Annotated in this window: 24 protein-coding genes and 1 tRNA gene; 13 read left to right on the top strand and 12 right to left on the bottom strand. The window is 65.9% G+C overall.

Annotation, left to right across the window (positions count from 1 at the left end):
• Positions 1 to 98: 98 nt before the first annotated feature.
• From WD430_RS06035 to WD430_RS06000, 8 genes are all read left to right on the top strand, one after another.
• Positions 99 to 317, top strand: coding sequence for a hypothetical protein (locus WD430_RS06035; protein ID WP_339105114.1), 219 nt, complete (start codon positions 99 to 101; stop codon positions 315 to 317).
• A 111-nt stretch (positions 318 to 428) separates the two neighbouring features.
• Positions 429 to 623 carry a cold-shock protein gene (locus WD430_RS06030; protein ID WP_007259363.1) on the top strand — a complete coding sequence of 65 codons (195 nt, stop codon included), beginning with the start codon at positions 429 to 431 and terminating at the stop codon, positions 621 to 623.
• A gap of 326 nt (positions 624 to 949) precedes the next feature.
• Positions 950 to 1,315 carry a cupin domain-containing protein gene (locus tag WD430_RS06025; protein WP_339105113.1) on the top strand — a complete coding sequence of 122 codons (366 nt, stop codon included), beginning with the start codon at positions 950 to 952 and terminating at the stop codon, positions 1,313 to 1,315.
• A gap of 88 nt (positions 1,316 to 1,403) precedes the next feature.
• On the top strand, positions 1,404 to 2,513 hold the full coding sequence (locus WD430_RS06020) for an iron ABC transporter permease (RefSeq protein WP_339105112.1): 1,110 nt from the start codon (positions 1,404 to 1,406) through the stop codon (positions 2,511 to 2,513).
• The gene (locus WD430_RS06015; protein WP_339105111.1) at positions 2,513 to 3,370 is read left to right on the top strand and encodes an ABC transporter ATP-binding protein; all 858 of its coding nucleotides are present in this window, start codon (positions 2,513 to 2,515) and stop codon (positions 3,368 to 3,370) included. The genes WD430_RS06020 and WD430_RS06015 overlap by 1 nt, the downstream gene beginning before the upstream one ends.
• 100 nt (positions 3,371 to 3,470) lie before the next feature.
• On the top strand, positions 3,471 to 4,595 hold the full coding sequence (locus WD430_RS06010) for an ABC transporter substrate-binding protein (RefSeq protein WP_339105110.1): 1,125 nt from the start codon (positions 3,471 to 3,473) through the stop codon (positions 4,593 to 4,595).
• 111 nt (positions 4,596 to 4,706) lie between these two features.
• A complete protein-coding gene (locus WD430_RS06005) occupies positions 4,707 to 6,773 on the top strand; it encodes a DEAD/DEAH box helicase (protein WP_339105109.1) in 2,067 nt (688 codons plus the stop codon).
• Positions 6,774 to 6,910: 137 nt separating this feature from the next.
• Positions 6,911 to 7,630 carry a hypothetical protein gene (locus WD430_RS06000; protein ID WP_339105108.1) on the top strand — a complete coding sequence of 240 codons (720 nt, stop codon included), beginning with the start codon at positions 6,911 to 6,913 and terminating at the stop codon, positions 7,628 to 7,630.
• A gap of 59 nt (positions 7,631 to 7,689) precedes the next feature.
• On the opposite strand, the gene WD430_RS05995 is transcribed toward WD430_RS06000, so the two are convergent.
• Positions 7,690 to 7,944 carry a hypothetical protein gene (locus WD430_RS05995; protein WP_339105107.1) on the bottom strand — a complete coding sequence of 85 codons (255 nt, stop codon included), beginning with the start codon at positions 7,942 to 7,944 and terminating at the stop codon, positions 7,690 to 7,692.
• Positions 7,945 to 8,029: 85 nt separating this feature from the next.
• Between WD430_RS05995 and WD430_RS05990 the strand changes: the two genes are divergently transcribed.
• The 3 genes from WD430_RS05990 (at position 8,030) to WD430_RS05980 (ending at position 10,945) form a co-directional block, all read left to right on the top strand.
• Positions 8,030 to 8,102: transfer RNA gene (locus tag WD430_RS05990), tRNA-Pro, on the top strand.
• Between the two features lie 483 nt (positions 8,103 to 8,585).
• Positions 8,586 to 9,020 (top strand): hypothetical protein, encoded by a 435-nt coding sequence (locus WD430_RS05985; RefSeq protein WP_339105106.1) that lies wholly within the window; start codon positions 8,586 to 8,588, stop codon positions 9,018 to 9,020.
• Positions 9,021 to 9,325: 305 nt separating this feature from the next.
• Positions 9,326 to 10,945, top strand: a complete 1,620-nt coding sequence (locus WD430_RS05980) for an amidase (RefSeq protein ID WP_339105105.1) — start codon at positions 9,326 to 9,328, stop codon at positions 10,943 to 10,945.
• Between the two features lie 35 nt (positions 10,946 to 10,980).
• Here WD430_RS05980 and WD430_RS05975 read toward each other — a convergent pair whose 3' ends face one another.
• Positions 10,981 to 11,154, bottom strand: a complete 174-nt coding sequence (locus WD430_RS05975; RefSeq protein WP_339105104.1) for a hypothetical protein — start codon at positions 11,152 to 11,154, stop codon at positions 10,981 to 10,983.
• Between the two features lie 161 nt (positions 11,155 to 11,315).
• Between WD430_RS05975 and WD430_RS05970 the strand changes: the two genes are divergently transcribed.
• Both WD430_RS05970 and WD430_RS05965 read left to right on the top strand, forming a co-directional pair.
• On the top strand, positions 11,316 to 11,966 hold the full coding sequence (locus WD430_RS05970) for a DUF502 domain-containing protein (RefSeq protein ID WP_339105103.1): 651 nt from the start codon (positions 11,316 to 11,318) through the stop codon (positions 11,964 to 11,966).
• A 382-nt stretch (positions 11,967 to 12,348) separates the two neighbouring features.
• Positions 12,349 to 14,991, top strand: coding sequence for an ATP-binding protein (locus tag WD430_RS05965; protein WP_339105102.1), 2,643 nt, complete (start codon positions 12,349 to 12,351; stop codon positions 14,989 to 14,991).
• A 100-nt stretch (positions 14,992 to 15,091) separates the two neighbouring features.
• Here WD430_RS05965 and WD430_RS05960 read toward each other — a convergent pair whose 3' ends face one another.
• From WD430_RS05960 to lysW, 10 genes are all read right to left on the bottom strand, one after another.
• The gene (locus WD430_RS05960) at positions 15,092 to 15,991 is read right to left on the bottom strand and encodes a transcription initiation factor IIB family protein (protein ID WP_339105101.1); all 900 of its coding nucleotides are present in this window, start codon (positions 15,989 to 15,991) and stop codon (positions 15,092 to 15,094) included.
• Between the two features lie 154 nt (positions 15,992 to 16,145).
• Complete coding sequence (locus WD430_RS05955; RefSeq protein ID WP_339105100.1) at positions 16,146 to 16,502, bottom strand: hypothetical protein; 357 nt, start codon at positions 16,500 to 16,502, stop codon at positions 16,146 to 16,148.
• Between the two features lie 102 nt (positions 16,503 to 16,604).
• On the bottom strand, positions 16,605 to 17,864 hold the full coding sequence (gene thrC, locus WD430_RS05950) for a threonine synthase (RefSeq protein ID WP_339105099.1): 1,260 nt from the start codon (positions 17,862 to 17,864) through the stop codon (positions 16,605 to 16,607).
• A 102-nt stretch (positions 17,865 to 17,966) separates the two neighbouring features.
• Positions 17,967 to 18,881 carry an ornithine carbamoyltransferase gene (gene argF / locus WD430_RS05945; protein WP_339105098.1) on the bottom strand — a complete coding sequence of 305 codons (915 nt, stop codon included), beginning with the start codon at positions 18,879 to 18,881 and terminating at the stop codon, positions 17,967 to 17,969.
• Positions 18,878 to 19,990 carry a [LysW]-lysine hydrolase gene (locus WD430_RS05940; protein ID WP_339105097.1) on the bottom strand — a complete coding sequence of 371 codons (1,113 nt, stop codon included), beginning with the start codon at positions 19,988 to 19,990 and terminating at the stop codon, positions 18,878 to 18,880. The genes argF and WD430_RS05940 overlap by 4 nt, the downstream gene beginning before the upstream one ends.
• Positions 19,987 to 21,141, bottom strand: coding sequence for an aminotransferase class III-fold pyridoxal phosphate-dependent enzyme (locus WD430_RS05935; RefSeq protein WP_339105096.1), 1,155 nt, complete (start codon positions 21,139 to 21,141; stop codon positions 19,987 to 19,989). The genes WD430_RS05940 and WD430_RS05935 overlap by 4 nt, the downstream gene beginning before the upstream one ends.
• Positions 21,138 to 21,995, bottom strand: coding sequence for an acetylglutamate/acetylaminoadipate kinase (locus WD430_RS05930; RefSeq protein ID WP_339105095.1), 858 nt, complete (start codon positions 21,993 to 21,995; stop codon positions 21,138 to 21,140). Before WD430_RS05930 ends, WD430_RS05935 begins: the two co-directional genes overlap by 4 nt.
• A 1-nt stretch (position 21,996) precedes the next feature.
• Positions 21,997 to 23,073 carry an N-acetyl-gamma-glutamyl-phosphate reductase gene (gene argC, locus WD430_RS05925; RefSeq protein ID WP_339105094.1) on the bottom strand — a complete coding sequence of 359 codons (1,077 nt, stop codon included), beginning with the start codon at positions 23,071 to 23,073 and terminating at the stop codon, positions 21,997 to 21,999.
• Positions 23,073 to 23,957 (bottom strand): lysine biosynthesis protein LysX, encoded by an 885-nt coding sequence (gene lysX / locus WD430_RS05920; RefSeq protein WP_339105093.1) that lies wholly within the window; start codon positions 23,955 to 23,957, stop codon positions 23,073 to 23,075. Before lysX ends, argC begins: the two co-directional genes overlap by 1 nt.
• On the bottom strand, positions 23,954 to 24,118 hold the full coding sequence (gene lysW / locus WD430_RS05915) for a lysine biosynthesis protein LysW (protein WP_005554620.1): 165 nt from the start codon (positions 24,116 to 24,118) through the stop codon (positions 23,954 to 23,956). Before lysW ends, lysX begins: the two co-directional genes overlap by 4 nt.
• Positions 24,119 to 24,323 lie beyond the last annotated feature (205 nt).

Below are 24,323 nucleotides of genomic sequence, written 5' to 3'. Positions count from 1 at the left end.
GAGCTACCGCTCCTCGGTGCGTGCGAGCGGCCTCGTCGCCGTCACACCGGCGCCTCCGTGTCGGTACCGTTTTGCTATTCGCACTGCCATCACTTCGCATGCGAACCCGCCTCGAGTCCGATACGGGATTCTACGTCGCGGTCGGGCTGTTCACGATCCTCGTCTTCCTCGGCGGGCTGGTCGTCCTGGCGGTCTCCGACCCCAGCGGTATCGGTGCGGCCGAGCTCGGCGGACTCGTGGTCGGGTTCTCCCTGTTCATGATCGTGTTCTTCGCCTCGGTCGCGGTCCACCGACTCGAGGACCGCGACGAGCGGTGATTGATCGCCAGTTTTCGGCTGAACACGGACTATGGGCCGATACGCCTCCGATATCGGCGTTTGAGTCGAGCCGCAGGGTTTATCAGTGTCGCGGCGTTCTCTTTAGAAGCAATGGCGAAAGGAACCGTTGATTTCTTCAACGACACTGGCGGCTACGGATTCATCGAAACTGAGGACGCGGACGAGGACGTCTTCTTCCACATGGAAGACATCGGCGGCCCGGACCTCGAGGAAGGACAGGAGCTCGAGTTCGACATCGAGCAGGCCCCCAAGGGCCCGCGCGCGACGAACGTCGAGCGCCTGTAAGGCGAATTCGCAGCGGTATCGGCACTTGACTGACGTATTTTACACCGGCCAGCGGCGGCGCTGTCGTCGGCTGGGCCATCGATCGAACGCTCGGCGAAGCGACATCGGTGCATACCTGTTGAGATAAGTATAAGTCGGTATGAGCGATTGTCGTTGACACGCATGTACGCCCCCGCGATCGGCGTTCCCGAACTCTCGATCCTCCTCTTCAACCTCGCGCTCGTCCTCGGTGCCCTCGGCGGCGTCTGGTACCTCCTCGGTCGATTGCGCAGCGCACTGTAGCGACGGACCCGGATCGTTTTGTGGGTTCGGCGCCGACGCGGGGTATGTCCGAACCGCTGATCCGACGGAGCGACGAGATCGAGTACGAGACGGTCGACGCGGCGGACGGCCTCGAGAAGGGCGTCCTCGTCAGCGACGACCACGGCGCGCCCCACTTCGCGATCCGCCGGTTCGTCCTCGAACCCGGCGCCGAGGTGCCGAAACACACCAACGACGTCGAACACGAGCAGTACGTCCTCGAGGGCGAGTACACCGTGGGTATCGGAGGCGAGGAGTACGCGGTCGAAGCCGGCGATTCGCTGCTCATCCCCGCCGGGACGGTCCACTGGTACCGCAACGAGGGCGACGATCCAGGCGCGTTCATCTGCGCCGTCCCGAACGGCGACGACGAGATCGAACTGCTCGAGTGACCGTCACGGGAGTCGGGCGAAGGGGACCGACGCCGTCTCGGTCGTCAACCACAAGTACTAAACGTCTTTTAGGATAACCTAAACCCCGATGGTAGAAGCGCAGTCGGTCGGCGAGCACGCGGCAGCTCGAGACCGGGAGGGGTGGCTGACCGGGACGCTCGTGCTCTTCTGTTTAGCGAGTACGATCATCACGATCGCTGGCGGACTCGTACAGGTGACGTTCGGGGAGTACTCGATGACGTTCAGCGAGGCGTGGGCGGCCGTGTTCGAGCCCACGGTGCTTTTCAATCTCGAGGCCTGGTCGTCGTTTCTCTTCGGCACTGAACGCCCCCCGATGAGCACGGACAGCGTCGTGGTGTGGAACCTCCGGCTCCCTCGCGTCTTCGTCGCGATTATCGCCGGCGCGACGCTGGCGATCTCCGGGGCGATCTTCCAGGCGGTGACCCGAAACGAGCTGGCCAGCCCCTTCGTGCTCGGGGTTAGCTCCGGCGCCGGGTTCGCGGTGCTGGCGACGCTCGTCGTCTTCACCGGACTCGCGCCGTACCTCCCGTTGATCGCCGCGCTCGGCGGGACCGTCGCCTTTCTGGTCGTCTACGGGATCGCCTGGAAGGGCGGGACCAGCCCCGTTCGCCTCGTGCTCGCTGGCGTGATCGTCAACATGGTCTTCCAGTCGCTCCAGCAGGGGCTGTTCTTCTTCGTCGACGATCTCGGCGTCGCCCAGACGGCGATCGCCTGGCTCACGGGCTCGTTTACCGGAACGGGCTGGCGAGAGGTCCGGATCGCGCTCGTTCCGGGGATCGCGTCGATCGGAATCGCGCTCGCCAGTTCGCGACAGTTGAACGTCCTGTTGCTCGGCGAGACCACGGCCAAGTCGCTGGGAATGCGCGTCGAGCGCGTTCGCTTTTTCCTCTCGGCCGTCGCCATTCTCGCGGCGAGCGTCGCGATCGCCGTCGCGGGCATCGTCAGCTTCTTCGGCCTCGTCGTTCCGCACATCGTCCGGAACGTCGTCGGCGGCGACTACCGACGGCTGATGATCGGCTGCCTGTTCGCCGGACCGGCGCTGATGGTCACCGCCGACGTCGGCGCGCGCCTCGCATTGGGCGGGATGCAGATGCCAGTCGGCGTCGTGACCGGGCTGGTCGGCGGTCCCTACTTCCTCTATCTGATGCGCAAACAGCAGTCCATGGGTGAGCTATAATGTCACAGAACGAACCGCAGACGCAAACGACGCAGGAACGGATCACCGACGGCGACGGCGTCGCCGTCGAGAGCGCACTCATCGGCGAGGACCTCGCGTTGAGCTATCCGTCGACCGAGGAAACGATCGTCGAGTGTGCGCGACTGGACGTTCCCGAAAACGCCGTGACCGCGCTCGTCGGCCCCAACGGCAGCGGGAAGAGCACGCTGTTGAAGGCGCTCTCGAATCACCTCGTGCCCGATCGGGGAACGGTCACGATTCACGGCCAGGACCTCGACGCGTTCGATCGGAAGGAACTGGCCCGCGAACTGGGCGTGCTCTCTCAGGAGAACGACTCGCTGAGTTCGATCACCGTCGAGGATCTGATCTACCACGGCCGCTACCCGCATCGGGGCTTCTTCGACAGCGTCAGCGAGGAGGATCACGCGGCCGTCGAACGCGCCCTCGAGCTGACGGGGATCGAACACATCCGGGACGCCGAACTCGGCCAGCTGAGCGGCGGCCAGAAGCAACTGGCCTGGATCGCGATGGTGTTGGCCCAGGACACGGACGTCCTCCTGCTCGACGAACCGACGACGTTCCTGGACGTCCACCACCAGTTCCGCGTCCTCGAGACGATCCGCCAGCTCAACGAGGAGAAGGGGGTCACCGTGGCCGTCATCCTCCACGACATCGCGCAGGCGGCCCGCTTCGCGGACTATCTGGTGGCGATGCACGACGGGGAACTGTACGACTGGGGTCCGCCGGAGGAGGTCGTGACCGAGCAGTTGCTGGCCGACGTCTTCGGCGTCGAGGCGACCGTCCAGCACGAGCCCGAACTGCAGGTGTTGCCCCGTCGAGCGCTGCCCGAGCGGTAGCGGTCCGGTGAACTCGGCGACGCGTAATCAGGGGGACCACGGACCGGCCGTCTCTATAAGTTCGGAACACTTTTGATGTTTTAGGCTGACCTAAAGATCGATGACCGACGAGTCTACGTGGACGAGACGCAACGTCCTTCGAACGAGCGGTGCGATCGCCGGGACGGCCGCACTGGCCGGCTGTATCACCGGCGAGGAGAACGGAAACGATAACGGAGACGGTAACGGCGTCGACGGGCCGTACACGGTCTCGATGCCGCCGGTCGGCGAGGTCGAGTTCGAATCGGTGCCCCAGACGTGGGCCGCCGGAACCGGGGATTGGGCCGATATGGGGATCGCGCTGGGTCAGGAGCCGCCGGCGGCCCTCTATCTCACGCGGCGGCTCCATACGGGGTATTACGACGACATTCCCGACGTGAGCGTCGATCCGGACGAGATCGATTCGCTCTGGGACGACGAGCTGACTCGAGAAGAGTTCCTGAACCTCGCCGAGGACGTGGATCTCTTCGTCATGGACCCGAACTTCCTCAAGGGGCGAGCCGACTGGAGCGACGACGACATCGAGCAGGTCGAATCGACGGGGACGCCGTTTTTCGGGAACAGTATCACCTCCCGGGACTACGAGTGGCATCAGGACTACGACTACCTCACGATGTACGAGGCCTTCGAGAAACTCGCCGAAGTCTTCCAGGAACAGGAACGCTACGCCGAGTTCGAGACGCTGCACGACGACTTCCAATCGGAACTCGAGAACGTCGTTCCCTCGGACGACCGACCTGAGGCTGCAGTCCTGTACCCGCAGATAGAGGATGACTCGTTCCTCCCCTACGTCATCGACGAGTCGACGAGTTACAAACACCTGCGGGACCTCGGAGTCGAGGACGCGCTCGCGAACTCCGACGTCGAGGACTTCCACGCCACTCGCGGAGGGGTCGACTACGAGACGCTTCTCGAGGTCGATCCGGAGTACATCCTGCTTCGAACCGAGCAATATCTCACCGAGGAGGAGTTCCAGCAGAACTTCGTCGAACCGATGCGAAGCCACAACGTCGGGCAGGAACTGACGGCCATCCAGAACGACGACGTCTACAGGAGCCTCCCGTTCTATCAGGGCCCGATCATCAACCTCGTCGCCACTCAGCGGTTGGCCGAGCAGCTCTACGGCGTCGAGGACGACCTGTTCGACCCGCAGGCCGTCAGCGACATCGTCAACGGCGACTTCTGAGCGTCGGACCGACCGGACGTCTCGTGCCTTTTCTTCGCGGTCCGACGCGGCGGCGCGACTCGAGCGGCACAGTCCGAACCGCTGAAATACCGTCACGCCCTACGGCCACTCGTGTCGAAGCAGGTCCAGGAGGTCGAAACGATCTTTTGTCACGCGACCGGTGACGATTACCTCGTCGTCGTCGAGCGCGACGGACAGCGGCTGTTCCGGGCGAAGCTCGGGCTCTCCGAGACGTCGGCGGGTCCCCGACCCGCGAAGTTCCGGCTGAAGCAGGGCTCGAGCGAGGAGCCCCGCCAGCCCGACGAGTTCGTCGAACTCGCCCGCCGCGCCGGGCGGATTCGCATCTCCGAACAGACCTCGCCCGAGAAGCGCCGCGAGCTGACGGAGATGCTCGAGGGCTACCAGCTCGAGGACAAGACCAAGGCCGTCCGGACCTGCCGCTACTGCGCCTCCGCGGGGCGCTACTCGCCGATCACGACGGAGACCGCGGTCAAGGACGACAACGATTGGATCTGCCGGGACTGCGCTCGTCAGGAACTCGAGCGCCAGCTCACCTACTCCGGCAGCGGCGAAGTGACGGGCGCCGCGAAGGAGCGCCTCGAGGACCTCATGCTCGAGGTCCAGGACTTAGAACGGATCGTCAACCTGCTGCAGGGCCAGCTGGATCCCGACCTGACGAAGTTCGATACCATCTCGGCGACGACCGACGAGGTCGACCCCGTCCGGGTGGACTCGCTGAACCTGCATCCGGGACTGCAGAACTTACTCGAGGACCGGTTCGAGACCCTGTTGCCGGTCCAGAGCCTCGCGGTCGAGCACGGCCTGTTCGACGGCGACGACCAGCTCGTCGTCTCGGCGACGGCGACCGGGAAGACGCTGGTCGGCGAGATGACCGGCATCGACCGCGTGTTGAACGGGAAGGGGAAGATGCTCTTCCTCGTCCCCCTCGTCGCGCTGGCCAACCAGAAGTACGAGGACTTCCAGGACGAGTACGGCCATCTCGTCGACGTCTCCATTCGGGTCGGCGCGAGCCGCATCTCGGACAACGGCAACCAGTTCGACCCCAACGCCGACGTCATCGTCGGCACCTACGAGGGGATCGACCACGCCCTCCGGACGGGCAAGGACATGGGCGACATCGGGACCGTCGTCATCGACGAGGTCCACACCTTAAAGGAGGAGGAGCGGGGCCACCGCCTCGACGGCCTCATTTCCAGACTGAAGTACACCTGCGAGCAGCGCGCGAAGCGACGGGACGACTACGGCGGCGCCCAGTGGGTCTACCTCTCGGCGACCGTCGGCAACCCCGAACAGCTCGGGACCGCCCTCGAGTCGAAGCTCATCGAGTTCGAGGAGCGCCCGGTCCCGATCGAGCGCCACGTCACCTTCGCCGACGGGCAGGAGAAGGTCCGCATCGAGAACAAGCTGGTCAAACGCGAGTTCGATACCGAGTCCTCGAAGGGGTATCGCGGCCAGACGATCATCTTCACGAACTCCCGTCGGCGGTGTCACGAGATCAGCCGGAAACTGGACTACTCGGCCGCGCCCTACCACGCCGGGCTGGACTACAAGCGCCGGAAGAAAGTCGAACGGCAGTTCGGTAATCAGGACCTGTCCGCGGTCGTCACGACCGCCGCCCTCGCAGCGGGGGTCGACTTCCCGGCCTCGCAGGTGGTCTTCGACTCGCTGGCGATGGGCATCGAGTGGCTCTCGGTCCAGGAGTTCCACCAGATGCTCGGCCGCGCGGGCCGGCCCGACTACCACGACAAGGGCACGGTGTACGTGCTGGTCGAACCCGACTGCGCCTACCACAACTCGATGGAGATGACCGAGGACGAGGTCGCGTTCAAACTCCTCAAGGGCGACATGGAGTCGGTGATGACCCACTACGACGAGGGCGCCGCCGTCGAGGAGACGCTGGCGAACGTCACCGTCGGCGGCAAGGCCGCGAAGGCGCTCAACGACCGCATGCTCGGCGACGTTCCCACCAAACACGCCATCGGCAAACTCCTCGAGTACGACTTCATCGACGGCTTCGAACCCACGCCGCTGGGACAGGTGGTCACCCAACACTTCCTCGACCCCGGCGAGGCGTTCGCCCTGTTAGACGGCATCCGAAAGGACGCCCACCCCTACGAACTCGTCGCCGACCTCGAGTTGCGCGACGACGACCTGTAGTCGCCCTCGAGTTGGCCCGTATTTCACGTCCGCACGAGTTGGCCGGAACGCTTTTCCCGAACGTATCAGCGGCCGGAACGGTAAAGAGCGAGTCGCCCAATGGAAGAGTAGCGCCGGGGACCAGCCCGGAGAGACCAATGGAGCCAGCAACCCCAGCCGCGATCGATCCGCCGGCGAACGTCTTGCTCGTTCACGAGACGCAGTGCGAGCCAGCCGTCTGTCCCGACCTCTGCCACGATACCGGCGCGACGGCAGATCTCAGGGTTTCGTTCGCGGACAATCGGCCGAATCGGCCGGATCCGAACGCGGTGACGGGCAGAGTCGGCCTCCTAACGGTCGGTGACGTTCTGGTCGAGGACACCGCCGAGTCGGCCCGCGACTTTGACGAGCGGATCGTCGTCGACACGGTTCGCGATCCGACCGATCTCTCCGCCATCGGTGTCGCCGTCAGTCGGTTCTGTAAGCACTGGTCCGACGAGCAACTCACGGTCTGTTTCGACTCGCTGGACGCACTGCTCCGATCGACGCCGCCGAAGGACGTCTTCCAGTTCGCGCACGTGTTGACCAATCGGCTCTCGAGCGTCGACGCGTACGCGCACTTCCACTTCGATCCGACGCGCCACGAGGATCGCGTCGTCTCGACGTTCGGGGAGATCTTCGACGCGGTCGTCGCCGAGGAGGGCAGCGAGGAGTCGCTGCCGGAGGCGACCGACGAAGAGGTCGCCGATCTGCTGGCGGCGTGGACCGACGAGACCGACGACGGTGTCGGCGACGAGTCCGACGGCGGATTCGACTTCGCGTCCGAGCCGTCGACCGAAGCGACCGACGAGGACATCGCGCGGATCCTGGGGAACTGACGCGACGCGTCGGCACCGGGGCTGGCGACCGGGGGGTCGCCAGGGGGTGGCGATAGCGACTACGGGACGAAGGCGACACCGAACAGCGCGAACAGGATTACCGCGGCCGCGCCGAGGATCCCACCGAGGCCGACGATCACGAGCACCACCGGTGTGACGGCGATCGAGAGGCCGAAGACGACGTGGCTGAGAAACAATACAACGAGTCCTACGACTGCGTTGACGATGAAGGGGGCGAGCGCGCGGACGAGCACTGCGGCGACCAGTACGCCAATGAGGACCGCGATCAGGACGAGAATCTCGAGACCAGTCATGTACGCGGCGGTATCACGTCGACTGCCAAAACCGTTCGGCCGGTAACGAAACCCTTTATGACCTGCGTCTTTTAGGAGGGTGTACGGGATCGTGGGTTAGCTTGGTATACTTCGGGCCTTGGGTGCCCGTGACCCCGGTTCAAATCCGGGCGATCCCATATTGCTGCCGCTCGCAAATCCGCGAGCGGCAGCTATTGAAAGAGCCCGGATTTGAATCAGGGAGTGGAGCGAAGCGGAACGACCGTGGTTCAAATCCGGGCGATCCCACTTACTTCGTCGCGAACAATTCCGCGAGCGACGACTCCGTTCCGATCGCCGGTTCGAACGACGGCAGACCGTCGCCCTCGCTTCGCTCGAGCGCCGTGACGTCCGAGCCCCGAATCCGGACGAGTCGTCAGGCTCGCATGCGGTAGGACTGTCCCGATCCGTCGCGACGGGACGCCGAACACCGATTTTGTAGATCGCTCGTCGGGTTCACCTCGAGTGCCGTTTCGAGTCCGACAACGGTCTCGATCCGCCCGCACGGCGACATCCCTGGGATGTACGGGCAGGCTACCACTCGTGGTCACGCTAGATGCTCGATCAGGGCAGAGAACCAGCCGGGCAGTGATTATTTAGGGTTGTTTGTTAACAATACACATATGGAATCCGTGTCGATGCGCACACCCGCGTCCGACGACGAGCGAACCGTCCGTCTGCTCTCGGGTGACGTGTCGTTCGTGACGCTGCCGCCAGCGCCCGACGACGCGACCGTAGCGGTCGTCCGGACCGATCCGGGCGTTCGACTGCTGACCGCCATCGCCACCGATGACGAGAGCGCGTGGCCGGAGGTGCGGCAAGTCCCCGGCCGGGTCGTCGAAACCGACGACGGCCGGCGGAGCGAGTTCCGACTGGACGTCGACGCGTTCGTCGATGCGGACGTCCTGGACGTCACGGACGATACGGGAACGCGGAGCGTCCGGTCGATGACCGTCAGCTACCGGCGCGAATCCAGACTCGAGCGCCTCCGGCGGCGGCTTCGACGCTGGTGGGCGACGCGTGGGACGCGACCCGCGCAGTCCGTCCCCCGCTGGTGAGAGGGAACGCCCTCTGTTTTCGGTCGCTCGAACGGGTTCCGACGGACGGAACTGTTCGAGCACCCCGAGAGCCGCGGAGCGACGGTCCCGTTCACGACAGTCCCTCGTAGCGAGTGAGGCGGCCGGATTCGGGGCAGCGATGTACGGAACGTCGATCCGCGCCCGCCGGAAAACATCGAATTTCCCGCCCGTACCGTTCACGTACGCTGATACCGACGCGCTCGAGTCCCGACCGTAGATTCCTCGCTGCGACGCGTCAGATATTACGACTATTACTTATCCATCCCACTGCCGAGGGCTCGATCGTGCCATCACACACCAATCGATTGACAGACCGTACCCGACGACGATACCTCAAAGGCGTCGCCACCGGCGCCGCTCTCCTCGGTACCGGTGCGACGAACGCCGCCGCGACCGGAGACCGGACCCGCGGTGAGAACGGGGGCCGCGAGGACATCGTCTTCGCGTCGACCACGACCCTCGCCGAGCGGATCCGCGCGGGCGAGCTCTCCCCCGTCGAGGTCGTCGACGCCTTCCTCGAGCGCATCGAGCGACGAAACGACGAGATAAACGCCTTCATCACGCTCTTCCCGGAGCACGCTCGAGCGCAGGCCCGCGAGGCCGAGCGCGCGATCGAGCGTGGCGACGACCTCGGGCCGCTCCACGGGATCCCGTTCGCGATCAAGGATCGGCAGAAACTCGAGGGCGTGCGCTTCACCGACGGCTTCCTCGCGTTCCGGGACCGGATCGCCGAGGAGACCGACCCCGAAGTGCAGGCGTTTCTCGACGCCGGCGCGATTCCGGTCGGGAAGACCAACACGCCCGAGGGCGGCTACATGGGGAAGACGGACAACCTCGTCGTCGGCCCGACGCCGACGCCGTTCGACCTCGCGCTGAACGCCGGCGGCTCGTCGGGTGGCAGCGCCGCCGCGGTCGCCGACGCGATGCTCCCGTTCGCGACTGGCACCGACGGGGCGGGCTCGATCCGAATCCCCGCGTCGTTTACTAACACCTACGGACTGTTCCCGAAAGTCGAGGAACCCGGTCAGTTCGGCACGGGGGACACGTACTTCCAGCCGAGCGTGTCGACGCGGACCGTCGCGGACACCGCGCTCACGATGTCGGTGATGCGCGGCGACGATCCGAACGCGACCGACTACCGGGCGGCGCTGGACGACGACGTCTCGACCCTGCGGATCGGGTACGATCCGGGGTTGAGCACCTACCCCGTCGATCGGCGCGTCCGCGGGGTCGTCGACGATGCGGTTCGGACGATCAGTGCCGAAGGAACGACCGTCGAGGCGACCACCGTCGACCTCGGCCAGTCCTACGAGGCGTTGATCGACGCGATCTGGATCGTCTGGACCTCCTCCTACGCGGACCTGGCGCGGACGCATATAGAGGAGTTCGGGGTCGACGTCCTCGGCGAGGACCGCGACCTGTACCCGGACCCGCTGCTCGAGATCATCGAGACCGGGTTCGACTACCTCGACGAGGACGGCGAGCTCCGCGACGACGCGCTGGCGACCACCATCGAGGCGCGGGCCCGCGCCTATACCGGCCTCCAGGATGCACTCGCGGAGTACGACCTGATCGCCACGCCGACGCTGTCGGTGCCGCCGTTCCCGAACGATATCCTCGGCCCGACCGAGGTCGACGGGACCGAGATCCATCCGATCGTCGGGTGGCTGATCACGACCGTCTGCAACATGACTGGACACCCCGCGGCGTCCGTCCCGGCGGGGCTGACCGACGACGGCGCGCCGGTCGGCCTCCAGCTCATCGGCCCCGTCCACGACGACCGACCGATCGTCGCCGCCAGCGCCGCCTACGAACGGGTCAACCCCTGGCACGACGACTATCCGTGGGCCGCCGGGACACCGGCGCAGTCGACTCGAGACGAGTCCTGCGGCGCCGACCGTTGACCTCGGTCACGCGATACCGATCGAGTCCGGACCGTTCAAACGTCGTCGAAACAGTCGCGGTCGCGACCGACATCGTCCTCCTCGAAGCCCCAGTCCTCGAGGACGGATTTCCGAGCGAGCGCAGTGAAGTCGATGTCCTCGACGGTGACGGCCGTGAGCATCGCCCGCCGCGTCGACTCGTTCGGCTCCGGACATACGACACCACGCACGCGTATCCGACGGATAACGGTTACTCGAGGGCGCAGCGCTCGAGTCTCCCGGAGGATTTATTGCCGCTTTCGCTTCGCCGCACGGTGCGTCGACTGTCAGCTGACGCGACTATCCATGCAAGCCGAACGACTTCCCCAACGGATCGCATTGCTCGAAACCAATGTCGAAATCCGGTGCCGGCATCACGGCGCTCCTCAAACGCTGGCTCATCAACGGGATCGCGCTGGCGATCCCGCTGGTGATTACGATACTGGTGTTGATCGTCGTCGTCGATTTCATTCTGAACATGGTCTCGCCGGTCGTCCGCGGTGTGATGTTCGTCTGGCCCAACGAGCCGCCGGAGGCGGTCGTACAGCTCGTCATGATGTTCGCGCTGTTCGTCTTCTTCCTGCTGGTCGGAATCGTCGCCGAGTACACGCCCGGGAAAGCGATCTCGAAGCGCGTCCACGCGACCATGGAGACCATTCCGGGCGTGAGCGCGATCTACGAGAGCGTTCGGCAGGCCAGCAAACTGCTGGTCGACGACGACACGGACCAGTTTCAAGACGTCAAACTCGTCGAGTTCCCCCACCGGGACGCCTACATGCTGGGCTTTCTGACGGCACAGACGCCGCCGGAAATCGAGACGCAGGTCGGGAACGGCCCGATGGTCACGATCATGGTTCCGCTGGGCCCGAACCCGACGACGAACGGGTTCATCATGCATATGCCCGCCGAACACGTCTACGACGTCGACGTCACCGTCGAAGAGGCCTTCCGCGCGATCGCGACGCTGGGCGTCGCCTCCGACGACCTCGGTGACGATACCTGACCGCCGATATGGTCACCGAATCGCTGGTGACGGTACCTGACCGTCGGTGACAGTTTCGAGTCCCGGACAGTCACCGCCTCCCCAACACAGATTGGCCACACATACATACTCGAGCGGTTCCTATACCAAACGAGGCCACGTGACCTGACTGGGAACCAGGACACGGCGTGTGCGTCGCCGGCAGTCACCGGCGACGAGAGCGGGAACGGACGGTTCGTCGTGGCCCGGCATCGACCCGTCCGGTTTTGACGGCTCTCGCGCGCTCTACTCGAGCGACGGCACCGTCCCGCGGTCGCCGAGTCGATCGCGACCGATCGGCCGCGGTTCAGTTCCGCCCCGCTTTGCCACCATTTATACCGGATGGCGACCCTAAGAGAGTGCAATGGCGCAAGCGGGCAATTCTGAACTCGTCGACTCGTTCGAGCAGTTCTTCCGCAACTACTACGACAACGAGATCAAGCAGCTTGCGCAGCGATATCCCAACGAGCAGCGTTCGCTTCACATCGACTGGCAGGATCTCTACCGCTTCGATCCCGACCTCGCCGACGACTTCCTCGCCCAGCCCGAACAGCTCCAGCGCTACGCCGAGGAGGCGCTGCGGTTGTACGACCTTCCGATCGACGTCAGTCTCGGGCAGGCCCACGTTCGGATCCACAACCTCCCGGAGACCGAGTCCCCTGAGATCCGGGAGATCCGCGCCCCGGACATGAACACCCTCGTCGAGGTCCACGGGATCGTTCGGAAAGCGACCGACGTTCGCCCCAAAATCGAGGAGGCCGCCTTCGAGTGTCAGCTCTGTGGCACCCTGACCCGCATTCCCCAGTCCAGCGGGGACTTTCAGGAACCCCACGAGTGTCAGGGCTGTGAGCGGCAGGGACCGTTTCAGGTGAATTTCGATCAGTCTGAGTTCGTCGACTCCCAGAAGCTCCGCATTCAGGAGAGCCCCGAAGGGCTGCGCGGCGGCGAGACGCCACAGTCGCTGGACGTCCACGTCGAGGACGACATCACCGGCGAAGTGACCCCCGGCGACCACGTCTCCGCGACCGGCGTCCTCCGCCTCGAGCAACAGGGCGACCAGCAGGAGAAGTCGCCCGTCTTCGACTTCTACATGGAGGGGATGGCCGTCGACATCGACGAAGAGCAGTTCGAGGACATGGACATCACCGACGAGGACAAGGAGGAAATCGTCCGGCTCTCCTCGAGCGCAGACATCTACGAGCAGATGGTCGCCTCCATCGCTCCCTCGATCTACGGCTACGACCAGGAGAAGCTCGCGATGATCCTCCAGCTGTTCTCGGGCGTGACGAAGCAGCTTCCCGACGGCTCGAGGATCCGCGGGGACCTGCACATGCTACTGATCGGGGACCCTGGTACGGGTAAATGCGTCCACGGAGACACAAAGGTCACGCTCGCAGACGGACGAGATGTCCCAATTCGTGATCTCGTCGAATCGAACCTCGAGGATCCGAAACCGATCGATGACGGCTGCTACGATGAGATCGATCTCGAGGTTCCGTCCCTGCAGGACGACGGTTCAATCGCTCCACAGCGAGCGACGAAAGTCTGGAAACGCGAAGCACCCGAGCAGATGTATCGCGTGCAGACCTCGAGCGGGCGGGAACTCGAGGTGACGCCGTCGCATCCGCTATTCGTTCCTGACGAGTCCAGCTTTCGGGCAGTCCGCGCCGACGAACTGTCGGTCGGTGACACCGTCGCTGCGATGGATACGGCCCCGGATCCAGTCGGCCAAATCGACACGAGAGAAGTGCTGGCTGATGGTGGAGTCGCGGCTGCACACGGTACCCCTGAGACGGATCAAATCGTCTCGATCGAAACACTCGAACCCGACTACGACTGGGTGTACGACCTCGAGATCGAGGGAACTCACAACTACGTCTCGAACGGCGTCATCTCGCACAACTCCCAGATGCTGAGCTACATCCAGAACATCGCCCCCCGGGCCGTCTACACCTCCGGGAAGGGGTCGTCCTCGGCGGGACTCACCGCCGCCGCCGTCCGCGACGACTTCGGCGACGGCCAGCAGTGGACCCTCGAGGCCGGCGCGCTCGTCCTCGCCGATCAGGGGATCGCAGCCATCGACGAACTCGACAAGATGCGCGCGGAAGACCGCAGCGCCATGCACGAGGCCCTCGAGCAGCAGAAGATCTCCGTCTCGAAGGCCGGCATCAACGCCACGCTCAAGTCCCGCTGTTCGCTCCTCGGCGCGGCCAACCCCAAGTACGGTCGGTTCGACCAGTACGAGCCGATCGGCGAGCAGATCGACCTCGAGCCGGCGCTCATCTCTCGATTCGACCTGATCTTCACGGTCACGGACCAGCCCGACGAGGAGAAGGACAAGAACCTCGCGGAACACATCATCACCACGAACTACGCCGGCGAGTTGACCACCCAGCGCGAGGAGATGACCTCGCTGGACGTCTCGAGCGAAGAGATCGACGAAATGACCGATCAGGTCGATCCGGAGATCGACGCCGAACTGCTGCGCAAGTACATCGCCTACGCGAAGCAGAACTGCCATCCGCGGATGACCGAGGCGGCCCGGAACGCGATCCGGGACTTCTACGTGGATCTACGCGCGAAGGGGACCGACGAGGACGCCCCCGTGCCCGTCACGGCCCGAAAGCTCGAGGCGCTGGTGCGCCTCTCGGAGGCCAGCGCCCGCGTGCGCCTCTCGGATACGGTCGAGGAGTCGGACGCGAACCGCGTCATCGAGATCGTTCGCTCGTGTCTCCAGGACATCGGCGTCGATCCGGAGACCGGCGAGTTCGACGCGGACATCGTCGAGGCCGGCACCTCGAAGTCCCAGCGCGACCGGATCAAGAACCTGAAACAGCTGATCAGCGACATCGAGGAGGAGTACGACGAGGGGGCGCCCGTCGACATCGTCATGGAACGGGCCGAGGAGGTCGGTATGGACCAGTCCAAGGCCGAACACGAGATCGAGAAGCTCAAGCAGAAGGGCGAGGTCTACGAGCCGAGTACGGACACGCTGCGGACGACATAGTCGTCAACGTTCCGTCTGCAAGTCCGTTCAGCGAATTGTTCTCGAGACGGTAGAGCTCTCTCGACTCGAGACCGTTCCATCGACGCCGTCGACCAGCGCCTCAGAGTTCTCTGAGGTCCACCACGGTCGAGCGAATCGTCACTGGCGCGACGTCGGCGACGGCGGCCGCGTCGGCTTGCGTGATCGTCGGCCACTCCGTGCGTTCGCCGGCGGCCTTGTAGAGACACGCCGCGGCGACCCCGCTCGGGTTGCGGCCGCCGATCAGTCCTTCGTCGAGGAGCGTGGCGACGTACTCCCGTGCTCGGTTCTCGATCGCCGTCTCGAGGTCGAGTTTCGAGGCGTACCGCGGCAGGTACTGGGCCGGATCGATCGGCCCCGTCGGGAGACCGAGTTCGCGATTGAGCGCGTCGTAGGCGACCGTGAGTTCGTCTTCGTCGGCGCGGGCGACGTCGACAATCTCGTCGATCGTCCGGGCGTTCGATCGCGTTCGGCAGGTCGCGTAGACCGCAGCGGCGGCGAACCCCTCGAGCGACCGGCCCTGAAGGAGCCCCTCGGACTGGGCCGAATTGAAGAGCGCACACGCCTGTTCTCTGGCCGATTCCGGCAGCGAGAGATGGGTGTTGATCCGGCGTATCTCGGTGAAGCCGTAGACCTGATTCCGGTCGGCTTTCGAGGAGATCCGCGCTCGGTTGTGCTCGCGACGCAGTCGGGCGATCTGGCGTCGCTTCCGTCCGGTCAGCCGGGAGCTGTACTCCCCGCCCGAACCGGAGCCGTAGCCGATCTTCGTCGAGAGGCCGCGATCGTGCCGCGAGCGGGTTAACGGGGCTCCCGTTCGCCGACGATCGGTCTCGTCGTCGTCGAACGAGCGCCATTCGGGGCCGCGATCGATCGCATCCTCGGAAGAGACGAGACCGCACTCCTCACAGATCGTTTCGGTACCTCGGGTCCGCAATCTCCCATCACATTCGGGACAGACGGGAGCTGAGTCAACATCCACCATTGGTAATTACCTGATACAGTATTGATTAGTATCCCCATGGTATTTAAAATACTGGAATTTCGAAGGTAATTAATCGCTCGTCGCTCACGCTGGCCAGAGCGTTCTCGACTCGTGTTCGGCTGACCGACTCGAGGGTCGGTCGACGCGATAGCCGCTACAATTCGCGCAATCGCGCCAATAGGGAGTCCAACCGTCCGTCAGACGGGGACGTCTCGTCGGGCGCCGTTCGATCTTCGAGGAGGCGCTCGTATCGATCGATCACCGCTTGCCGGCGACGCTCGCTCGTCTCGAGCGCGTCCTCGAGGGCTGCGATCCGCAGTTCGAGTCGCGTGCGTTCGATTCGAGCGGCGAGCGGGACGGATCGTCCCCGGTCGCTCGCGTCGCCGATAACCGAGACGCGAACTGCCTCGAGGTGTGGTTCGTCGGACCGAGACGTCGGTCGCGGGGATCGGTCCGGGCTCGCGACGTTGGGAGCGGACGCGGGTTCGTCACCCTGGCGGTCGGCGGACATGGGTCGCCGTTCGGTTCGATCCCGGCGCGGAAAAATACCAGTCAGTCGGCCGTCAGACGCGTCCGACGCCGGTCGTGCGTTCGACCGACGCGCGTCAGACCCTCAGTCCTGGAGGTGCTCGAGCACTCCCTCCGTGTCGGCTGGCACGGGTTCGGGATCGCTCCCCGCCGCGGCAGCGGCGTCGGGGTCCTTGAGCAGGTGGCCAGTCGTCAGGCAGGCGACGCGCTCGTCGTCGCCGACGATCCCCTCCGCGCGGAGCTTTCGGAGGCCGGCGACGGAGGCGGCGGAGGCGGGTTCGACGCCGATCCCCTCGCCCGCCAGATCGCGCTGGGCCTCGGTGATCTCCTCGTCGGAGACCGCGACGGCGGTGCCGCCCGTCTCGCGGATGCCGGGCAGGGCCTTCGGCGCGTTGACGGGATTGCCGATCCGGATCGCGGTCGCGCGCGTCTCGACGTCCTCCCAGCGCCGGACCTCGTCCGCGCCGTTCTCGATGGCCTCGACCATCGGCGCCGCGCCCTCGGCCTGCACACCGGTCAGTTTCGGCACGTCCTCTTCCTCGAGCGCGCCCGCCTGGACGAGTTCCCGGAACGCCTTGTACAGCGCCGAGGTGTTGCCGGCGTTGCCGACCGGCAGGACGATTCGGTCCGGCACGGTGTCGTAGTCCGCGAGGAAGCCCTCGAGGATCTCGAGGCCGATCGTCTTCTGGCCCTCCAGCCGGAACGGATTCAAGGAGTTCAGCAGGTAGGCCTCGCCGCCCGCGGCGAGTTCCTGGACGATGTCCAGGCAGGCGTCGAAGTTGCCGTCGACCTCGAGAATGCGGGCGCCGTGGAGGCTGGCCTGGGCGATCTTTCCGGCCGCGACCTTCCCTGCGGGGAGGAGCACGAGCGTCTCCATCCCGCCGCGGGAGCCGTAGGCGGCGAGCGCGGCGCTCGTGTTCCCCGTCGACGCACAGGCGAGGCGGCCGACGCCGAGTTCCCTCGCGACCTTGACGCCGACGGTCATGCCGCGGTCCTTGAACGACCCGGTGGGGTTCATCCCCTCGTGTTTGATCCGCAGCGTCTCGACGCCGATGTCGTCCTCGAGACGGGGAACCTCGTACAGCGGCGTCGCGCCCTCCTGTATCGAGACGCCCGACTCGAAGGGCAGGGCGTCGGCGTAGCGCCAGACGCCCTCGCCCTCGAAGTCGTCGAACGTCGGGAGATCGACGTAGCGGACTTCGAGGAGGCTGTCGCACGCGTCGCAGGTGTAGCGGACGTCGTCGAAGGGAGCGAACGTCTCGCCGCAGTCGATACACTCGAGCCAGACGCCGTCGTCGGCGTCATCGGGGACGTCCGGCCGGTCAGCGGAGAGGCTGAGACTCATTGTCCGACGAGAGGGAGGCGAGGGAGAAAAAGGACGTGGGTTCGCCGGGTCGGGATCGTCGCGTCGAGTCGCGCGCAGCGAGACCGACGGAGGCGAGCGCGTCTACTCGAGCAGCCAGCTCAGCAGCGCCTTCTGCGCGTGGAGCCGGTTTTCCGCCTGATCGAAGACGACCGAGCGGCCGCTCTCGATGACGTCGTCGGTGATCTCCTCGCCGCGGTGGGCGGGCAGACAGTGCATCACCGAGGCGTCGGACGCGTGCTCGAGGAGGTCCGCACAGATCTGGAAGCCCTCGAAGTCGTTCATCCGAACGTCGCGTTCGTCCTCCTGACCCATGCTGATCCAGACGTCCGTGTAGATGATGTCAGCGTCCGTGGCGGCCTCGACGGGATCGTGCGTGGTCGTCGGATCGCCGCCGAGGTCGCGGGCGCGCTCGAGCACCGCGTCGTCGATGCCGTAGCCTTCGGGCGTCGCGACCGTCAGGTCCATATCGGTCAGGGCGGCGCCGAGCGCGAACGACTGGGCGACGTTGTTCCCGTCGCCGATCCAGGCGGCCGAGACGTCCCCGAAGCCGCCCTCCTGTTCGCGGATCGTCAGCAGATCGGCGAGCGTCTGGCAGGGGTGGGCGTCGTCGGTGAGCCCGTTGACCACCGGGACGGAGGAGTACTCCGCGAACACCTCGATGTTCTCGTGTTTGAAGACGCGGGCCATCACGGCGTCGACGTACCGCGACAGCGTCCGCGAGGTGTCCTTCAGCGGTTCGCCCCGTCCCAGCTGGATGTCGTCCTCGCCGAGGAAGACGGCGTGGCCGCCGAGCTGGGTCATCCCCGTCTCGAAGGAGACGCGGGTCCGGGTGCTCGGCTTCTGGAAGATCATGCCCAGCGTCTGGCCCTCGAGGTCCTCGTGGTCCTCGCCGGCGTGCTGGGCGCGTTTGTACTCTTCCGCGCGGTCGAGGACGGCGTCCAGTTCGTCGGGCGTGACGTCGTCGACGTCGAGGAAGTGTCGCAGCTCGTCCGTCATTCGTCGTCACCTCCGGAGAGCGTCGTCGCGACGCGCTCTAAGACCTTCACCGACTGGTCGTACTCCGACAGCGAGAGCCGCTCGTCGGGGGCGTGGTCGAGCTCCGAGTTGCCGGGGCCGTAGGTGACCATCGGACAGTCCCACGCGCCGGCGTAGAGGTTCATGTCGCTTGTGCCGGTCTTGCGCAGGAGCCGCGGATCGCCGTTCTCCTCCCGGATCGCGACGCGGAACGCGCGGGCGGCCTCGGTTCGGGGGCTCTCCATCACCGGTGGGATCGGCTCGTCCCAGGAGACGGTCCCGATCTCGAGTTCGGCCTCGGCGGTCTCGCGGACCGATTCGGCGTCCAGCGACGGGGGGATCCGCAACTGGACGTCCAGCGTCGCCTCGACTGAGAGGCCGTCCTCGCTGATTCCGCCGTCCATGTCGACGGGCTTTGCGGTCACGCGCTCGAAGACGGCCTGGTACTCGTCGTTCTCGAAGGCGTCCTCGACGCTCGTCCACCACTCGGTCGCGTGCTGGATCGCGTTGGGTTCGGGACGCGAGGTGTGGCCGGATTCGCTGGTCGCGACGTAGGTACCCGCGAGGAAGCCGCGGTAGCCCAGCGTGATTCCCGTCGCACCGCTCGGTTCGCCGTTGACGACCGCGTCGGGCTCCTCGCGGTCGGCGACGAGGTGACGGGCCCCTCGCGAGTTCGTCTCCTCGCCGACGACGCCGACGAAGGAGACGCCGGTGCGGACGGCGGCGACGGCCATCGCGGCCAGCGGGCCGGTAGCGTCGACGCTGCCGCGACCCCAGAGCACGTCCTCGCCGGTCTCTTCGGCGATGTCGGCCTCGACGTCGGCCTCGTCGGCCGCCTGCACTTCGACCGGAATCTCGCCGGGGACGGTGTCGATGTGCGAGGTCAGCAGGACCGAGTCGTCCGCGGGCGCGCGAACGTTGCCGACCTCGTCGATCCAGGCCTCCCGATCGTGGAGTTCGAAGAAGGCCACCAGCCGTTCGGCGGCCTTCCGTTCCTCGCCGGTCGGCGACGGAATCGAGACGAGGTCGATCAACAGCTGCCGCGCTTCGTCGAGCGACACGTCGGCCGGTTCGGACATGCTCGCGCTCATGATTCGGCCTCGGCTTCGGGTGCGATGACTGCGGTCAGTGCGTTCACGAGCCGATCCGCGTCCGACTCGTCGATCACGAGCGGCGGCAGCAGACGCAGGACGGTCCGCCCCGCGGGCAGCGCCAGCACCTGGTGGTTCATCGCCAGATCGCGGGCGACGCGGTTCGCGCCGCGTTTCAACTCGATACCGACGAGCAGCCCCTCGCCGCGGACCTCGCGGACCGAATCGCCCAGCGCGGACTCGAGTTCCGACGTGAGATAGTCGCCCATCTCGGCGGCGTGGGCGGGCCACTCCTCCTCGACCAGCGTCGAGACGGTCGCGTGGACCGCCGCGGCGACGACGGGGCCGCCGCTGAACGTGGCGTTGTGCGAGGCCGCGCCGTCGGCGATCCAGTCCCGTACTGCGACCGCGCCGACGGGCAGGCCGTTACCCAGCCCCTTCGCCGTCGTGAGGATATCGGGCGTGACGCCCGCGTTCTGGCAGGCCCACATCGAACCCGTCCGTCCCATGCCGGTCTGGACTTCGTCGAGGACGAGCGCCGCGCCGGCCTCGTCGGTGAGTTCGCGAGCCGTCTCGAGGTAGCCCGCGGGCGGGACGTTGATCCCGCCCTCGCCCTGAATCGGCTCGAGGATGACGGCCGCAGTCTCGTCGTCGACGGCGTCGGCGAGCTCCTCGCCGTCGCCGTAGGGGACGAACTCCACGTCGCCGGCCAGCGGCTCGTAGGGCTCCTTGTACTTGTCCTTCCAGGTCGCCGCGAGCGCGCCCATCGTCCGCCCGTGGAACGAGCGGGTCGCGGCGACGATCTTCGACTCGCCGGTCGCCGACCGGGCGAACTTCAGGGCGGCCTCGTTGGCCTCGGTGCCGGAGTTACAGAACCAGGCGGACTCGAGGCCGTCCGGAACCGCCGCGACGAACGCCGCGTAAGCGTCCTCGCGGGCCTGAACGGGATAGGAGGAGTCGACGAACGTCAGGTCGCCGACCTGCTCTTGTACCGCGTCGACGACTGCGGGATGACTGTGGCCCAACGGCGTGCACGCGAAGCTCGCGCCGGCGTCGACGTACTCCGTGCCGTCGGCGGTGTAGAGGTACGGTCCCTCGCCGCGCTCGATGCCGATCGGCTTGCCGCCGGAGACGAAGTCGAGGTCACTCATTGCGTTGCTTCCTCCGTTTCAGTATCCAAGACGCCGGGCTCGAGGGTCGTCCCCTCGCCCGCGAGCGCGCTCGTGATCGGTTCGTCGGCGTTGGCGGTCGCGACGATCACCGACGCAGCGCCGCCCTCGAGCGCTTCTTCGGCGGCCATGACTTTCTTCGTCATGAACCCTTCCGCGGCGTCCTTGACGTTCTCGAACTCCGCGGGCGTCGACGCCGAGTCGATCTTGGTGGACTCGTCGTCGGGGTCCTCGTAGATCCCCGAGACGTCGGTCAGCACGACGAGGTCGGCCTCGAGCGCGCCCGCAATCGCGGCCGCGGCGCGGTCGGCGTCGGCGTTGACGGCGGTGTACCCGCCGGACTTCTCCTTGCCCAGCATGGGAACGGAGACGACGGGCGTGTAGCCGCCCTCGAGGGTCGTCTCGAGCAGGTCGGCGTTGACCGACTCGATCTTGCCCGAGTGGTCGCCGCGCTTGATCTTCTTCTTGCCGTCTTCCTTGACGCGGACGGCGGACTTGCGCTTGCCCTCCAGCAGTTTGCCGTCCGTGCCGGAGAGGCCGACGGCGTCGACGCCCTCGTTGTGCAGGCTCTCGACCAGATCGGTGTTGAGCTTGCCGGGCATGACCATCTTGAAGACGTCCATGGTGCGCTCGTCGGTAAACCGGCCGACGACGCCGCCGGGCGTCTCGACGTAGGTCGGTTCCTCGCCGAGTTCCTCGAGGGTCTCGTCGACGGCGGTCGAGCCGCCGTGCGTGAGGACGACGTCCTCGCCGTCCTCGACGAGACTCGCGACGTCGGCGAGCGCACCCTCGGGATCGACGGCGCGAGCGCCGCCGATCTTGACGACTACAGTCATTTCAGGGTGCCCCCACGGGGTGCATCCCCGCAAACTCGAGTCCGGCCGTCTCCTCGAGACCGAGCGCGATGTTGGCCGCGTGGACCGCCTGGCCCGCGGATCCCTTCATCATGTTGTCGATCGCCGAGAAGACGACGACGCGCTTGTTCGAGGGGTCGAGTTCGAAGCCGACCTCGGCGAGGTTCGTCCCCGCGACCGATTTCGGTTCCGGATACCGATAGACGCCGGAGCCGCCGGCGGCCATCCGGACGAACGGCTCGTCCTCGTAACACGCGCGGTAGGCCTGCCAGAGGTCGCCCTTCGAGACGGGCCCCGACGGGAAGACGTGGTTCGTCGCGCTGGCGCCGCGGATCATGTCCACGGCGTGGCAGGTGAACGACACGCTCGTGTCGAGGAACTGCTCGATCTCGGCCTCGTGACGGTGGCCCGTCGGCGCGTAGGGACGGACGACGCCCGAGCGCTCGGGGTGCGAGGAAGCCTCGCCGCCGCCGGCGCCACCCTCGGAGGAGCCGACCTTGACGTCGACGACGATCTGCTCGCCGCCCTCGAGGATGTCGTGTTCGAACAGCGGATACAGTCCCAGAATGGTGGCAGTGGCGTTACAGCCGCCGCCGGCGATCAGGCCCGCGCCTTTGAGGTTCTCGCGGTTGATCTCCGGGAGCGCGTACTCGGCCTTCTCTAAGTACTCGGGGGCCTCGTGGCCGTCGTACCACTCGTCGTACTGGTCCTCGCTCTCGAGGCGGAAGTCGGCCGAGAGGTCGACGACGGTGTCGGCGATCTCGAAGAACTCGTCGATCTGTCCCATCGAGACGCCGTGGGGCGTCGCCGCGAACAGGACGTCGACCGACTCGAGGTCCTCGGGTTCGGTAAAGCGCAGGTCCGTGCCGCGAAGCGGCGGGTGGACGGAGCCGACGCTCTTGCCGGCCTTCGAGCGGCTGGTGACCTCCGTGAGCTCGAAGTTCGGGTGGCCCGCGAGCAGGCGAAGGAGCTCGCCGCCCGTGAAGCCCGAGCCGCCGATGACCGTCGCGGTGACGGTCTCGGCGTTCGCGTCGGCGCCGGTCTCGGTGCCGACCGCCATCAGGCGCTCACCTCGAGTTCGTCCTCGGTCGCGGCGTCCGCCTTCGTCTCGAGCCAGTCGACGACGGTGGCCGCGACGTCGGTGTCGACGGCGCCGTCGAGCGCCTTGAATTCGACCGTGTGGTTGACCTCGTGGACGGTGTACCCGTCTTCGGTCTCCATGAGGTCGATCCCGAGGAGGCCGCCACCGACGGCGTCACTCGCTTTCTGAACGAGTTCTCTCGCTTCCTCGTCGGGCTCGAAGACGTCCGTCTCGGCGCCCTTCGCGGCGTTGGTGATCCAGTGGTCCGAGGACCGGACCATGCCGGCGATGGGTTCGCCGTCGGTCGCGAGCACGCGGATGTCGCGTCCGGGCTTCTCGACGAACTCCTGGACGTAGAACACCTTGTGCTCGTAGTGGCCCAGCGTGGACTTGTGCTCTAAGATGGCCTCCGCGGCCGACTTCGAGTCGATCTTGGCCATCAGGCGTCCCCACGACCCGACGACGGGTTTGAGGACGCAGGGGTAGCCGAACTCCTCGATGGCCTCCATCGCGGACTCCTTGGTGAACGCGACCTTCGTCGCGGGCGTGGGCACGCCCGCCTTCTCGAGCGCGAGGCTGTTCTTCACCTTATCGGCGCAGATGTCCGCGGTCTCGTGGCTGTTGACCACGGGGATGCCGTACGCCTCGAAGAACTGCGTGGCGTACAGGCTCCGACTCGTGGCGAGACAGCGGTCGACGACGATGTCGAGGTCCGCGAACTCCGCGGGCGCCTCGCTGATGTCGAACGTCTGTTTGCGAACGTCGATCTTCTCGATCTCGTGATCGCGCTCGCGCAGCTCGTTGAGCAGGAGCTTCTCGTCCTTGCGGATCCGGGAATAGAGTATTCCTACTTGCAAGGTCACTCACCCCAGTCCTCTTCGAGCTCCGGGGCTCGCTCGAGGACTGGCGGCTCGGTGTCGACGACTTCCAGCTCTGCTCCGCACGTGGTACAGTCAACGATCTCTCCAACCTCCAGATCGTCGTGCAGGGACACCTCAGCCCCACACTCGACGCATTCGGTCATTGTACCTCCAACTCGGACCCGGGATCCCTTAAAGCCTTCGAAATTAACAGCAAAATTACATAAACTGCACTGCCCGCTAACGGACCACTGACGGCATCACACCGCGGATTTATTTTGACATATCATTTGATGAGTAGTTTGTCCCCTCGCGGGGACGGTGGCGGGAGCGGAGCTCCCGCTCGCTCACAGGTCCGTCCGGACGGAC

It is taken from the genome of Haloterrigena sp. KLK7 (assembly GCF_037914945.1).
In the GTDB taxonomy this organism is placed as follows: domain Archaea; phylum Halobacteriota; class Halobacteria; order Halobacteriales; family Natrialbaceae; genus Haloterrigena; species Haloterrigena salinisoli.
The sequence above is the reverse complement of the archived record's forward strand: the minus strand, read 5'-3'. Positions and strand labels throughout refer to the sequence as shown.